Source organism: Bradyrhizobium sp., assembly GCF_035935975.1.
Taxonomy (GTDB): Bacteria; Pseudomonadota; Alphaproteobacteria; order Rhizobiales; family Xanthobacteraceae; genus Bradyrhizobium.
The window spans coordinates 24,171-36,815 of sequence record NZ_DASYWN010000040.1; the positions used below are offsets into that span (position 1 = coordinate 24,171).

Sequence of the window (12,645 nt, forward strand, 5' to 3'; positions counted from 1 at the left end):
CCGCAATAGCCGAGTTATCGCGCGCCGTGGGATGACGCGCAGCGATAAGAGATTGATTTGAGGATAGGCCAGCGCTGTTGAGATTACATATGCAGTTTGTGCCAGGACCGGGCGCGGCAGTTGGAAATCTTCTGTCGGGAGATAAGGAACCGGAGACCGCCAGCGAAAATTAACTGAGCGAGAGCGGAAACTCGGCCGTGAAGACGGTTTGCTCAGCCGTGGAGGTCACCCGGATTTGGCCACCATGAGCGCGGGCGATCTCCTGCGAGATGTAGAGCCCAAGCCCCAATCCCTTTTCGTTCGGCAGGACCTGGCCGCGGTGAAAGGCCGTGAACAGCAACGGCATCGCCTCGTCCGGAATGCGCGGCCCCTTGTTCGCGACGCTGATCTCGAAGCCGCGCCCATTCGCTGTTGCAACGATCATGATCGGCGCATCCGCGTCACCATAGGCGAGCGCATTTCCAAGCAGATTGGACAGAAGCTGGTTCATTCGCCCAGCGTCAACCCTGACGTTTCCAGGCACATCCACGGCTGCCGTAATGCGATGGTTCGGATGCACATTCTCGAACTCCGAGATGATCTGCCTGATGTGCGGCTCGAGCGGCTCTTCCCTGAGTTTGAGTTGCATCCCTCCGCCCAGCCGCGTCCGTGCGAAATCCGTCACATTGTCGATCAAGGCGGACATGCGATTGACGCTGACCTGCATCAGGTTGATCCAGTCAATGCCTTCGGCATCGACCTTCTTCCTCAGCAGACGCAAGCCACCCCCGATCGACGCAAGCGGATTGCGCAGATCGTGTCCCAGCACGGCGATGAACTGCTCGCGAAGTTCGGCAGACCTTTGCTCCAGCGCGAGCTTGCCCTCGCTGACCTCGACCTTGTCGGCAGCGTCGAGGTGAAACGCGATCAGTTCCGCGAACAGCTTGAACATCCCGACGACCTCGGGCGTGTTCAACTTCCGCGGCTTGGGATCGATCGCACACAGCGTGCCGAAGAACTTGCCGTCCGCCATGATGATCGGCATGGAAATATAGCTCTTGAAACCATACTGCGCCGGCGTGTGGTGGCTGCAGTAGACGGCGTCCTGATCCACGTCATCGATGATGACGGCTTCCCGGCTCTGCCGGATCTCGTGGCAAATCGTGGTCTCGACCTTGAGCTCATCTCCAGGCTTCAGACCGAATGCCAACTCATCCCGCGAGGCGCAGGTGATCCACCTGTCCTCGGTCACGCGCGCGACGGCGGTGAACCCCATGCCGGTTGTCCGGCTGACAACATCGAGAATGGTGGGAACCGCGGCAATGCCGCTGACTTTAGCAATATCACTATCGAAACTCATCCACCCTATCCTCGCCGCCAGAGGCTAGTGTCAGCGCCCGGGCCGTTCAAGCCTGTTAACCGGGGACGAGCATCCACCGTTCCGCGGTGGCGGCGGCCGTGCTCGAAGCTTTAACGCGGCTCGCGTCGGACATCCAACGTTCCAAACGCACCCTTTTATCTCGTGGAGGACGACCGTTTCGCAGGAACTGACGGCGCGCGGCCCGATTATCCCAGTTCGGGTTTCGAGGCCGCTTTCGCAACACTCCTTGCTGACCTGGACGGATAAGGAGGAGCAGCGCTCATGCAGAAGGCGGTCGTGCTGGTGGTCGAAGACGAGCCTCTGCTGAGAATGAGTACCGTTGATCTGGTCGAGGAGGCAGGCTTTGCCACCCTGGAGGCAGCAAACGCCAAACAGGCGATCCAGCTGCTCGAAAACCGAGCCGACATCAGAATCATCCTGAGCGACATCGACATGCCGCCCGGCATGGACGGGATTGAGCTTGTCGCGATGGTTCGTCGCCGCTGGCCGCCGGTCGCGATCATCCTCGTGTCCGGACAAGTCGCTCCGGCCGATGTCGACATTCCCGAGGGAGGCAGATTCATCAGAAAACCGCTCCGGCCGGCCGAGTTGGTCGCGACGTTGAATCGGATGGCGGCGTAGCCCCGCGGCCGATTCCTCCGACACGGTATGGCGATTTGGTCGTATCGCTTGCTACTCCGGCGGTTGCAGCCCGGGCGATCGCAGCCATTCGCTCATATGCGATCCGGTCTCGGCTTGTCTGGCTCTGCGGAGGGCGTCCTCGCGTTGAGGACCAGGAGGAAGGGATCTGGCTTTTTCCCGGAGGCGTTTCGCCTCTTCGGCAAGTCGCTCTTCAAGGGGCACAGTCTGTTTGAAGCGGCGTCGGCGCTGCATGACACAACCTCGTCTGACGGGTCCTAACCGTTGGGTTTGAGTTCCAGCGAGCATAATATGCAGAAGATGCCGGTTCTGTTCCAAAGTGAACATTAAATGTTCACTGGTCCATACGGACATCAACGGGTGCAAATTTCAGAATGCCAATTGTCGATACCGGGCACAAGCAGCGCCAGGATCGTCGGGCGGTGCTCAGGGACCAATGCAACGGCCGTAGCTCGGCCGACGCTATGCCTTCGCGCGGCCGACCTTGCCGGCAAAATGCTTGCCGTTCAGCTTCTTCTTCGCCGCGGTGGTTTTCACGCCCGCCTTCTGCGCCTTGCGCTCGCTGCGCGCCTTCACCTTGGCGCGCTCGGCGCGGGCTTCGGCACGCAGCTTCTTGCGCTTGTTCTCGCAGGAGGGGCACTTGCAGCCGATCGGCTTGAGATAGGCTTTGAAATAATCGGTGCCGTAATCGTAGTTGATCTCGTCGCCGGGCTCGATGTTCTTGATGGCGCGGATGAAGACCTTGCGCTCGCGCGGCCGGACGTCGGATTCGGCGTTGGGGCGGCAGGAATGGTTGATGTAGCGGGCAAGGTTCTTGCGCACCGAGCCGTCGATGGTCCAGCGGCCGTTGAGCTCGAACAGATATTTGTTCTCGATCTCGTCATGCGCCGGAATGCGCGAGTCCAGGATCGGTCCGAAATAGCGGATGATCCGTGTGCCCTTCTTGATCGGCATGGTGGCGAAGAGGCCAAGGCCGGTCTTGGAACGGCCGACGCGATAAGCTTTGCTGGAAGCGATGATGGGCATGATCTAATGAGATGACGCGAACGAGGCGCAACAGGCGCAGGCGGAAGCCGCCCTTCTAGAACGATTCCGCGCCGCTGTCAGGTCTATCCCGCCCTTGTTTGAACCTTGCCCACAATGAAGACGTCTGATGGAGGGAGTTCCCGCGACATCAAGGCGTCATGATGAACCGTATCCGCATAATCCTCGCTGTTCTGACGAGCTGCATCGCCCTGAACGGCGCTAGCGCCCAATCCATGGGCAGCACCTACACCTCCACCGCACCTAAGGATTGCCGCCAGGTCGGCAAGCCCAGCGAGCTCGACGGCAGCACGACGCGAGTCTGCCCGGGCAAGAATGGCCTGATGGTGCTGATCGCCGAGGATGACCTGCGCGAAATCGTCTCGGTCGGCCGCAATCGCAAAGCGGCCGCGGAGGAACCGGCCGCAAATATCTGGTTCGAGCCGTTCAACTCATCGGAGACGACCATCGAATGGCGCAGCGTGGGCACCAAGCCCTTTGCGATGATCCAGCGCTGGCACATCGCCGACAGTAGCGATCCCGACAAGCAGGGACGGCCGAACACCAAGGCCATGCTGGTGGTGACGCGGCTGCCGCCGGGCCCGGTCTGCCATGTCGCCTATGTCGATGCCATCGCCAACCCATCTGCCAATGAGCTCGCGCGCAAGGCCGCCGACGACTTTGCGCGCGGTTTCGCTTGCGGCAAGGACGAGGTGAAGATCGTGGGCACGCGAGGCCGTGCGGTTGAGTTGGCCACGATGCGCTAAGGCTCTCCCAGCCGATCAGGGCCCCGGCAGCTTCCCCGTGATCGGCGCCGTCAGCATCGCCTCGAGCAGCCGTTCGGCCGTCGTGCCCTCGGGCAGACGGCCCAGAATATCCTCGAGGCGGCCGTCGAGCAGCAGCATGGTGAAGCCGTGCACCATCGACCAGGCGCGCGCGATCGCCGCGCCCTGGTTCAGCGTCAGCGCATCGCCGCTGATCTGCTCCTGCCGCATCATGCCGATGGCATTGGCGAGCCCGGCGAAGGACGCCTCCGCTGCCTCGTGCAGCGAGGGCCTCGAATAATCGAGCCGTTCGGTGCGGAACATGATGCCGTACATGCCGGGATGGGCCTGCGCATAGGCGACATAGGCTTTCGGCCGCGCCAGCGCGCGCTCGAGCGGCGTGGCGGCGGCATCGCAGGACGAGGCCATTGCCGCGTTGAACTGACGGAAGCCGACGGCGGCAAGCTCGCTGAGCAGGCCGGTGAGATCGCCGAAATGGTGGGTGGGCGCGGCATGCGACACGCCCGCCTCACGCGCCACCGCGCGCAATGTCAGGCCGGCAAGCCCGTCACGCTCCAGCACCCGTTCGGCGGCCTGGAGCAGCGCCTCACGCAGGGCGCCGTGGTGATACGGCGTCTCCGCCTTCGCGACTGCCGGACGGCGCGCGGCGCGCGCACCGGTTGCCGACAGCGTCTTCCTCGGGGTGCGCGCAGCGCGCGCGGTTTCGGTCCTGGTTTCACTCTTGCCCATGGATCCATGCTATATGACGCAATATTGACAGTGTAAAGATTTCGCTTGACCGGCGCGGCGAACCGCTCTATGCCATCTTTACGATGTAAAGATAGGGAGGGATACGCCGTGCAGCAGGCCGCCGTCACCGAGCGCCGCAACAATCTCGCGCCGATTCCATTCGAGGCCGACGCGCCCTTCCTGAAGATCGTCGGCGAACTGCCGCGCGACCTGAACGGCGTGCTCTATCGCAACGGCCCCAATCCGCAGTTCGACTCGCCCGGCGCGCACTGGTTCGTCGGCGACGGCATGCTGCACGCATTCCACCTCGAGAACGGCCGCGCCAGCTATCGCAACCGCTGGGTCCGCACGCCGAAATGGCTGGCCGAGCATGATGCCGGCCACGCCCTGTTCGGCGGCTTCGGCCGCAAGCTGCCGGATGCGCCGAAAGATCTCACCGACGGCGGCGTCGCCAACACCAACATCATCTTCCACGCCGGCAAGCTGCTGGCGCTCGAAGAAGCGCATCTGCCGACCGAGATCGAGCCGGGCACGCTGGCGACGCGCGGCTATCACAATTATCAGGGCCGCGTCGCCGGTAGCTTTACGGCACACCCGAAGGTCGATCCCGTCACCGGCGAGCTCGTGTTCTTCGGCTACAACGCCGCGGGGCCGCTGACGCCTGCCCTCTCCTACGGATCGATCGACGCCTCCGGCAAGGCGACGCGTTTCGAACGGTTCGAGGCGCCCTATGCCAGCATGGTGCACGATTTCATCGTCACCGCAAACCATGTGCTGTTTCCGATCCTCCCCATCACCGGCAGCATGGAGCGCGCGATGAGCGGGCGGCCGCCCTATGCCTGGGAGCCGGACAAGGGCGCCTATGTCGGCGTGATGAAGCGGAGCGGCACGGCGAAGGATATCGTCTGGTTTCGCGGCGAGGCCTGCTACGTCTTCCACATCATGAATGCGTGGGAAGATGGCGACCGCATCGTCGCCGACGTCATGCAGTTCGAGGAGGCGCCGCTGTTTCCGCATCCCGACGGCCGGCCGACCGATCCGGAGAAATCGCGCGCCCGCCACTGCCGCTGGACGTTCGACCTGACGGGCAACACCGACCGCTTCCAGCAGACTTATCTCGACGACCTCACCGGCGAATTCCCGCGCATCGACGATCGCCGCGCCGGGCTGAAGAGCCGTCACGGCTGGTACGCCTGCGCCAATCCGAAGCTGCCGATGTTCGGCGCGCTGTCCGGCATCGTCCATGTCGACGGCAACGGCAAACGGCTCGGCCATTATCTGCTGCCGGCGGGCGACACCATCTCCGAGCCGGTGTTCGTCGAACGGTCGAAGGATGCAGCCGAGGGCGATGGCTGGCTGCTCGCCGTGGTCTGGCGCGCGCGGGAGAACCGCAGCGACCTCGCCGTGTTCAACGCCACCGACGTCGAGGCCGGCCCCGTCGCGCTGGTGCAGCTCGGCCACCGCGTGCCGGACGGCTTTCACGGCAATTGGGTGGGTGCGGCGTAGCGCGTCACTGACGGAAAGAGGAGTTTCACATGCAGATGCCCTCGCTCACCGCGGACTGCCTCGTCGTCCTCGCCCTCGCCGGCGCCGCGCTCGCATTCCAGGCGATCCGGCTGCGGCGGAGCAGCCAGACCATCTTCAACGGCGGCATCCTGCTCGCCCTGGGCCTCCTGGCCGCCTCCGCACTGCCGCTCCTGGCGCACCTGAACTGGGCGGAATTGGCCGAAGAAGCCTCCGACCAAGCCGTTGCAGCGCTTCATCTTCTCGAGGTCGCCTACGTCATTTTGACACTGTAAAGATTTCGCTTGACCCGGCAACGCGCCTGAACTATTGATCTTTACACCGTAAAGATTGGCCTGACCGAGGCGGCCCATGGCGATTTTCCTGATCCTCGCGCCCTATGGCGCCTTCACGTTCCTGATGCTGGTGACATCGGCCACTTCAAGCGTGTTCACGGCTTCAGCGATCTGCCTCGCCACCATCGCGATCGACGTCGCGCGCGGCCGCTCCGTGAAGATCCTGGCCGCGGGCTCGGCGATCCTGTTCGCGGCCATCGGCCTTTACGTCACCCTGATCGCCCCCGCGCTCGGCACGCTCGGTGTCAAGCTGGCGGTCGATATCGGCGTCTTCGTCATCTCGCTCGGCTCGATGCTGGTCCGCCGTCCCTTCACGCTGCAATATGCGCTTGAAGCGGTCCCGGCTGAAACCGCAGCGATCCCAGGCTTCCTCACAGCCAACTACGTCATATCAGGCGCGTGGACCGCGGCCGCGCTGTTGATGGCGGCCGCCAACATCGCCCTGCTCTACTTCCCCGGCCTGCCGTTGTGGTCGAGCCTTGCGGTCGCCTTCGCCGCCCGCAACAGCGCGATCTACTTCACAAAATGGTACCCCGAGTATCGCCAGATCAAGTACGGTACGCCCGCCCGCGCACTGCCCCACGCCCACTGAAGACAGGACAGACGATGAAAGACGTATTCCGCCGGCTCGTCTCTGATTTCCTTTCCACCATCGTCTTCCTGGTGATTTATCTCGCGACCGACAACGTCATCCTCGCAACATTGGTCGCCATTCTCGGCGCGATCGGCCAGGTGGTGTGGTCGCGGATCAAGGGCCAGACCCTGGGCTACATGACCTGGGCAAGCCTCGGCCTCGTCATCGTGCTCGGCGGCGCAACGCTGCTCACCCACGACCCGCGCTTCGTGCTGGCCAAGCCTGCGATCGGACATGTCGCGATCGGCATCATCATGCTCAAGCGCGGCTGGATGCTTCGCTACCTGCCCGCGATCGTGACCGAGACCATTCCGGAATACGTCACCGTCGCGGGCTACGCCTGGGCCGCACTGATGTTCGCGCTCGCCGCAGGCACCGTCGCCGTCGCCATGACCGGCGACATGAAGCTGTGGGCCTTCTATATTTCGGTGGTGCTGATCGGCGCGAAGATCCTCGCCTTTGCCATCCAGTACGTTGCCTTCCGCCTCCTCGTCGGCAGCCGCATGCGCGCGGCCGCGCGCGCCTGAGGCCGCGTCAAAGAGAGCGTTAGGCACGCCGCACGAGTTGGGCTATAGGCGTTGCCGGCTAGCCGTCGCGGATTGTCGCGAGGCGCCGGGAAAAAAATGGGAGACGCGAATGGCCGTGGACGGCAACTGGACTCTGACCGCAACGACCCCCATGGGCGAGCGCAAGACGACGCTGAGCCTGAAGGCCGCCGGCGGCACGCTCACGGGCACGCAGGGCGCGGAAGGTGAAACCGCCGAGATCTTCGACGGCACCGTCAGCGGCGACGCCGTCAACTGGAAAGTCTCGATCACGAATCCGATGCCGTTGACGCTCGAGTTCATCGGAACGGTGTCCGGCGACAGCATGAGCGGCGAGATGGGTATCGGCCCGATGGGCAGCTTCCCGTTCACCGGCGCGCGCGCGTAAGGTCCGCGCGGCATCCATGCGTGCGCTCCGTCTCATCACGGCGGCGATCCTGTGTGTCGCGGCACAAGCGGCGCGCGCGGATGACACCGAACCGGCGTGGCGCGCAAGCGCGCTCGCCATGGTGCCGGCAGGCTACGTCGCAGGCCTCGCCTACCGGACCGACGGCGCGACCGGCTATCTCGCCGTCTATCCCGCGACGTCGAACGATCCGAAGACACCGGCAAGCGTGTTCGCTGCGCGGCAGACTCTCGTGGTCAAGCTGACGCCGGATGCGACGCGCGCAGTCTCGGCCGAATTGAAGCCGCGCACCGGGCCGGACCCTGACAACGACGACACCGATTTCGCAAAGCTGCACGCCGATCTGGCCACGAAGCGCGCAACGCTGCCCGAGGGCACCGAGCCCTGCGATCTCGGCGCCTGGTCGATCGACAAGGATCCTGCTGGCCTCAACGTCCGCGCCGAGCCCTCGGTGAAGGCCCGCGTGCTCGGCACGCTGCCGTCGCCCTACAAGCTGAAGTTAGGCGGCGCCGAGAACACGCCCGATGGCGGCTGGCTCACCGAATTCCGCATCATCGGCTTCAAGGATGGCTGGTTTCTGATCGAGGGCGCCAAGCCGCCGGGCAAGGACTACGAGGACGAGAAGAGATATCCGCGCAGCGCGCCGAAGCCTTACGCAGGCCGCGGCTGGGTCGCCTCCAGCAAGGTCGGCGCGTCCTACGCCAATGGCGCCACGCGCATGGGCGGCTTGTTTCAGGCGCCCTTCGTCGATGCCAAATGGATGCCGGCCCAGCGCGAGCTCGGCGGGGCGATCGACACCGACGGCGGCCCGAAGCGCATCTTCGCCTGCAGCGGGATCTGGGGTCTGGTCGAGAGCGAGAACAACGTCCGCGGCTGGTGGCGCGCGCTGTGCTCCAACCAGGTTACGAATTGTAGTTAGCTATCCGATCCCCTCACCCGGCAAGCGACGGAGCAGCCGCAGTTGCTTCCTGGCTACGGTTGAGCAAGCGCCTCGTCCTTCGAGACGACCGCTGCGCGGTCTCCTCAGGATGAGGCTGAGCCACGTCGGCGTCCGCAGAAAACTCCAGCCGCATACTCCGCCCTCATCCTGAGGGCCCGCCAACGGCGGGCGTCTCGAAGGATGCGCCACGGGAAGACTGCCTCAAAGACGATCGCCCCCGACGAAAGCGGGGCGAGGTGAAGAGCTAGCCCAGATTCAATTCCTTGAAGAAGTCGTTCCCCTTGTCATCGATGATGATGAACGCCGGGAAGTCGACGACTTCGATGCGCCAGATCGCTTCCATGCCGAGCTCGGGATATTCGAGCACCTCGACCTTCTTGATGCAGTGCTCGGCGAGGTTCGCAGCCGCGCCGCCGATCGAGCCGAGATAGAAGCCGCCATATTTCTTGCAGGCCTCGCGTACGGCCGGCGCACGGTTGCCCTTGGCGACCATCACCATCGAGCCGCCGGCGGCCTGGAACTGATCGACGAAGGAATCCATGCGGCCGGCCGTGGTCGGACCGAACGCGCCGGAGGCGTAGCCTTCGGGCGTCTTGGCCGGGCCGGCGTAATAGACCGGGTGGTTCTTGAAGTAGTCCGGCAGCGGCTCGCCCTTCTCCAGCCGCTCGCGCAGCTTGGCATGGGCGCTATCGCGCGCGACGATCATGGTGCCGGTCATCGACACGCGCGTCTTGATCGGGTTCTTGGAGAACGTCGCCAGGATGTCCTTCATCGGCTGGTTGAGGTCGATCTTGACGACCTCGCCGCCGAGCGACTCCTCCACCTGCGGCAGATACTGCGCGGGGTTATGCTCCAGCTCCTCGAGATAGACGCCGTCCTTGGTGATCTTGCCGAGCACCTGGCGGTCGGCGGAGCACGACACGCCGAGCCCGATCGGCAGCGAGGCGCCGTGGCGCGGCATCCGGATCACGCGCACGTCGTGGCAGAAATACTTGCCGCCGAACTGCGCGCCGACACCGAGCGACTGCGTCATCTTGTGGATTTCCTTCTCCATCTCGACGTCGCGGAAGGCGTTGCCGTCAGGCGAGCCGTGGGTCGGCAGCGCATCGAGATAGCGGGCGGAAGCGAGCTTCACCGTCTTCATGCAGAGCTCGGCCGAGGTGCCGCCGATCACGATCGCGAGGTGATAAGGCGGGCACGCCGCAGTGCCGAGCGTGAGAATCTTTTCCTTCAGGAACGCGAGCAGCCGGTCCTTGGTCAGCACCGAGGGCGTCGCCTGGAACAGAAAGCTCTTGTTGGCGGAGCCGCCGCCCTTCGCCATGAACATGAACTTGTAGGCATCATCGCCCTCGGCGTAGATCTCGCACTGCGCCGGCATGTTGTTGGCGGTGTTCTTCTCCTCGTACATCGAGAGCGGCGCGACCTGCGAGTAGCGCAGATTGCGGCGCAGGTAAGCATCGCGCGCGCCTTCCGACAGCGCCGCCTCGTCGTCACCGTCGGTGATGACGTTGCAGCCCTTCTTGCCCATGATGATCGCGGTGCCGGTGTCCTGGCACATCGGCAGCACGCCGCCGGCCGCGATGTTGGCGTTCTTCAAAAAGTCGAGCGCGACGAACTTGTCGTTCGGGCTCGCCTCGCCGTCCTCCAGGATCGCGCGGAGCTGCTTCAGATGGCCGGGGCGCAGATAGTGGTTGATGTCGCCAAAAGCCGCCTCCGACAGCGCCCGCAGCGCCTCGCGCGACACCACCAGCATGTCCTTGCCCAGGACCTTCTCGACCCGGACGCCGTCGGCCGTGATCTTCTTGTAGGGCGTCTCATCCTTGCCGAGCGGGAACAGCGGGGTGTGCTTGTAGGGCGGAACGGGCTTTGCGGGGTCGGGGAAGGCGGTAGGAGCGTTCATGGGGCGAATCTCGGGGTTTTGGTGGCCCTTTCGGACCTCTAAGCATAGAAACGTTCTAAGCTTTTTTGCCGCAAAGGGAAGGCGTTCCGGCGCGGCCGGGGCATCCCGATTCGGCGGCATGGCGGCGGCTTGGGTTTTTGGTCGTCGTCCGCTGGAGGCACACAACTGCTTACGCCATTTCTTCAGCCCGACTGAAGGTTGTGGCGTTCCGAGTTTTGCACCGTGGCGAAAGCGGCTATCTTTTCGCAACGACCGAGAGCGAATTGGATAGCCCTTCGGCGCGATCCGTACGCTTCAGGATATCTCTCGCTAGCGCTCGAAAATCTTCGCCACATTCTTTCACTGCGGCTTGATGCCCGCCGATAGCTCCATCAGCCGCTCGCAAAAGAAACATCGGCTTTCGAGCCTCCTGAGCCATCGCCATCAAGGATCGATAGTCCTTGAGCTGGGCAATCCGGCGATCGTCCGAGTTTATGTTGAGTCCCGCAGGAGGGACACTGCCCTCGACCGACTCTCGATATATCTTCGGCGCTCGATCAAGCCACCGTTGATATTTTGGCGTTGGGTAAGACTCCGCAGGACGTCTTTCCTGGAGCCTATGTGCAGGCCTTACACATTCAGGGCACTAAACTTACAGATCCGATCATGGACCAAAAAACAATCACTGGCTCTTTGATTGACCAAGTACGAGAGCTTGATCTTTTGGTTCGGGCCTGGAATCGGACAAGGGCTGACTTGTCTGGGGAAACTCGTAAGGATACCCCGGATTATCCGGAAGTAGCTATTCGGCAAGTCTTACGAAACGCCTTGATGCATCGTAGCTATGAGATGACGAATTCGCCGGTTCGCTTTTCGTGGTACGAAGGCCACCGAAACAGAAATTGCATTTAATCCAGTCTAGCAGACTTTTCCGCCACCTTGACAAAATCAACTTATGATTGTTCAAAGATTATCATCTCCTAATGATTGAGCCAGATGTCCCAAAGCTTCTTGAGGGTGGCCAGCGGATCGATTTGCAGGCTATACAGAAGGTACCCACCCCTCATAAAAGTGGTACTTGCGCTCAGCATCGCCTAGCGCTTCTATTACCCCTAAGGGGCTTTTCATCATGATTTTCAAACTGAACCTCCGCGGCGCGATTCTGGTCGCCGCCGCCATCGCCGGCCTTGTGACCCTCGCCACACCTGCGCGCGCCGACCGCTGCGACGACAGCGCCAAGGAGCTGGCCAACCAGGTCGATCGCCTCAAGGTGAACTTTCGCGCCGGCAACGTTGTCTATCTGACGCACCCGGCGGCCAAGGAGCTATCGGTGGGTTGCCGCGGCGACAAATATTCCATCGAGCTCTATGCCAAGGGCGACCGCAAGCCGACGCCGGAGTTCTTCGCGCTGGTGGGGTCGATGGCGGCGATCGTCTTCACCGTGACCAAGGACGACACCACAACGGGCGCGACGCGCTGTCTGAAGCGGATGGGCCTCCTGCGCGGCGACAAGATCACGATGCGCTACCGGCGGCTCAACATGGAATGCACCCGCACCAAGACGGATGCGTCCATCGCGATCACGCGGGGCAAGGACGAGTAGGGCTTCGCCCTTCTCTCATGCAGCGGACACGGCAGCGCACGCTTCGCGACGCCAGCTACCACACACTCCGTCATTGCGAGCGTAGCGAAGCAATCCAGATTGTCTCCGCGGAAAGACTCTGGATTGCTTCGTCGCTTCGCTCCTCGCAATGACGAGGAGAGATTTGTCGTCGCGACTACAGAGCGTACATGAGGCACGAAACAGCCTCCCCCCGCACCAGTTCCCTCGCATTTTAACGATTGC

At 63.1% G+C, this 12,645-nt stretch carries 14 protein-coding genes; 9 read left to right on the top strand and 5 right to left on the bottom strand.

The genetic code is table 11. The features are described from left to right. Positions 1-169: 169 nt before the first annotated feature. Positions 170-1,339: a GAF domain-containing sensor histidine kinase gene (locus VGR99_RS22325; protein ID WP_326901351.1), complete on the bottom strand. Its 1,170-nt coding sequence runs from the start codon at positions 1,337-1,339 to the stop codon at positions 170-172. Between the two features lie 282 nt (positions 1,340-1,621). Between VGR99_RS22325 and VGR99_RS22330 the strand changes: the two genes are divergently transcribed. After that, a complete protein-coding gene (locus VGR99_RS22330; protein ID WP_326901353.1) occupies positions 1,622-1,981 on the top strand; it encodes a response regulator in 360 nt (119 codons plus the stop codon). 51 nt (positions 1,982-2,032) lie between these two features. Here VGR99_RS22330 and VGR99_RS22335 read toward each other — a convergent pair whose 3' ends face one another. Together VGR99_RS22335 and VGR99_RS22340 are read right to left on the bottom strand one after the other, a co-directional pair. Next, positions 2,033-2,233 carry a hypothetical protein gene (locus VGR99_RS22335; RefSeq protein ID WP_326901354.1) on the bottom strand — a complete coding sequence of 67 codons (201 nt, stop codon included), beginning with the start codon at positions 2,231-2,233 and terminating at the stop codon, positions 2,033-2,035. A 228-nt stretch (positions 2,234-2,461) separates the two neighbouring features. Continuing rightward, positions 2,462-3,025 (bottom strand): SET domain-containing protein, encoded by a 564-nt coding sequence (locus VGR99_RS22340; RefSeq protein WP_326901355.1) that lies wholly within the window; start codon positions 3,023-3,025, stop codon positions 2,462-2,464. Between the two features lie 161 nt (positions 3,026-3,186). Here VGR99_RS22340 and VGR99_RS22345 point away from each other — a divergent pair, with 161 nt between their 5' ends. After that, positions 3,187-3,789 carry a hypothetical protein gene (locus tag VGR99_RS22345; protein WP_326901539.1) on the top strand — a complete coding sequence of 201 codons (603 nt, stop codon included), beginning with the start codon at positions 3,187-3,189 and terminating at the stop codon, positions 3,787-3,789. A 15-nt stretch (positions 3,790-3,804) separates the two neighbouring features. On the opposite strand, the gene VGR99_RS22350 is transcribed toward VGR99_RS22345, so the two are convergent. Continuing rightward, positions 3,805-4,536: a TetR/AcrR family transcriptional regulator gene (locus tag VGR99_RS22350; protein WP_326901357.1), complete on the bottom strand. Its 732-nt coding sequence runs from the start codon at positions 4,534-4,536 to the stop codon at positions 3,805-3,807. 108 nt (positions 4,537-4,644) lie between these two features. Here VGR99_RS22350 and VGR99_RS22355 point away from each other — a divergent pair, with 108 nt between their 5' ends. From VGR99_RS22355 to VGR99_RS22380, 6 genes are all read left to right on the top strand, one after another. Beyond that, the gene (locus tag VGR99_RS22355; RefSeq protein WP_326901358.1) at positions 4,645-6,042 is read left to right on the top strand and encodes a carotenoid oxygenase family protein; all 1,398 of its coding nucleotides are present in this window, start codon (positions 4,645-4,647) and stop codon (positions 6,040-6,042) included. 29 nt (positions 6,043-6,071) lie between these two features. Next, positions 6,072-6,335 carry a hypothetical protein gene (locus VGR99_RS22360; protein ID WP_326901359.1) on the top strand — a complete coding sequence of 88 codons (264 nt, stop codon included), beginning with the start codon at positions 6,072-6,074 and terminating at the stop codon, positions 6,333-6,335. A 76-nt stretch (positions 6,336-6,411) separates the two neighbouring features. Beyond that, complete coding sequence (locus VGR99_RS22365; RefSeq protein ID WP_326901360.1) at positions 6,412-6,987, top strand: hypothetical protein; 576 nt, start codon at positions 6,412-6,414, stop codon at positions 6,985-6,987. A gap of 14 nt (positions 6,988-7,001) precedes the next feature. Beyond that, positions 7,002-7,556 (top strand): inner membrane-spanning protein YciB, encoded by a 555-nt coding sequence (locus VGR99_RS22370; RefSeq protein ID WP_326901361.1) that lies wholly within the window; start codon positions 7,002-7,004, stop codon positions 7,554-7,556. Between the two features lie 109 nt (positions 7,557-7,665). Then, a complete protein-coding gene (locus tag VGR99_RS22375) occupies positions 7,666-7,962 on the top strand; it encodes a hypothetical protein (protein WP_326901362.1) in 297 nt (98 codons plus the stop codon). A 16-nt stretch (positions 7,963-7,978) separates the two neighbouring features. Then, positions 7,979-8,899, top strand: coding sequence for an SH3 domain-containing protein (locus VGR99_RS22380; RefSeq protein ID WP_326901363.1), 921 nt, complete (start codon positions 7,979-7,981; stop codon positions 8,897-8,899). Between the two features lie 265 nt (positions 8,900-9,164). On the opposite strand, the gene VGR99_RS22385 is transcribed toward VGR99_RS22380, so the two are convergent. Beyond that, positions 9,165-10,820 (bottom strand): fumarate hydratase, encoded by a 1,656-nt coding sequence (locus VGR99_RS22385; protein WP_326901365.1) that lies wholly within the window; start codon positions 10,818-10,820, stop codon positions 9,165-9,167. A 1,108-nt stretch (positions 10,821-11,928) separates the two neighbouring features. On the opposite strand from VGR99_RS22385, the gene VGR99_RS22390 reads away from it, so the two are divergent. After that, complete coding sequence (locus VGR99_RS22390) at positions 11,929-12,402, top strand: hypothetical protein (protein ID WP_326901366.1); 474 nt, start codon at positions 11,929-11,931, stop codon at positions 12,400-12,402. The last annotated feature ends 243 nt before the right edge of the window (positions 12,403-12,645 follow it).

Bases quoted from the DNA above. Each gene is read 5' to 3' on its own strand.
- VGR99_RS22325 (WP_326901351.1), bottom strand. From the start codon at position 1,339: ATGAGTTTCGATAGTGATATTGCTAAAGTCAGCGGCATTGCCGCGGTT.
- VGR99_RS22330 (WP_326901353.1), top strand. From the start codon at position 1,622: ATGCAGAAGGCGGTCGTGCTGGTGGTCGAAGACGAGCCTCTGCTGAGA.
- VGR99_RS22335 (WP_326901354.1), bottom strand. From the start codon at position 2,233: ATGCAGCGCCGACGCCGCTTCAAACAGACTGTGCCCCTTGAAGAGCGA.
- VGR99_RS22340 (WP_326901355.1), bottom strand. From the start codon at position 3,025: ATGCCCATCATCGCTTCCAGCAAAGCTTATCGCGTCGGCCGTTCCAAG.
- VGR99_RS22345 (WP_326901539.1), top strand. From the start codon at position 3,187: ATGAACCGTATCCGCATAATCCTCGCTGTTCTGACGAGCTGCATCGCC.
- VGR99_RS22350 (WP_326901357.1), bottom strand. From the start codon at position 4,536: ATGGGCAAGAGTGAAACCAGGACCGAAACCGCGCGCGCTGCGCGCACC.
- VGR99_RS22360 (WP_326901359.1), top strand. From the start codon at position 6,072: ATGCAGATGCCCTCGCTCACCGCGGACTGCCTCGTCGTCCTCGCCCTC.
- VGR99_RS22365 (WP_326901360.1), top strand. From the start codon at position 6,412: ATGGCGATTTTCCTGATCCTCGCGCCCTATGGCGCCTTCACGTTCCTG.
- VGR99_RS22370 (WP_326901361.1), top strand. From the start codon at position 7,002: ATGAAAGACGTATTCCGCCGGCTCGTCTCTGATTTCCTTTCCACCATC.
- VGR99_RS22375 (WP_326901362.1), top strand. From the start codon at position 7,666: ATGGCCGTGGACGGCAACTGGACTCTGACCGCAACGACCCCCATGGGC.
- VGR99_RS22380 (WP_326901363.1), top strand. From the start codon at position 7,979: ATGCGTGCGCTCCGTCTCATCACGGCGGCGATCCTGTGTGTCGCGGCA.
- VGR99_RS22385 (WP_326901365.1), bottom strand. From the start codon at position 10,820: ATGAACGCTCCTACCGCCTTCCCCGACCCCGCAAAGCCCGTTCCGCCC.
- VGR99_RS22390 (WP_326901366.1), top strand. From the start codon at position 11,929: ATGATTTTCAAACTGAACCTCCGCGGCGCGATTCTGGTCGCCGCCGCC.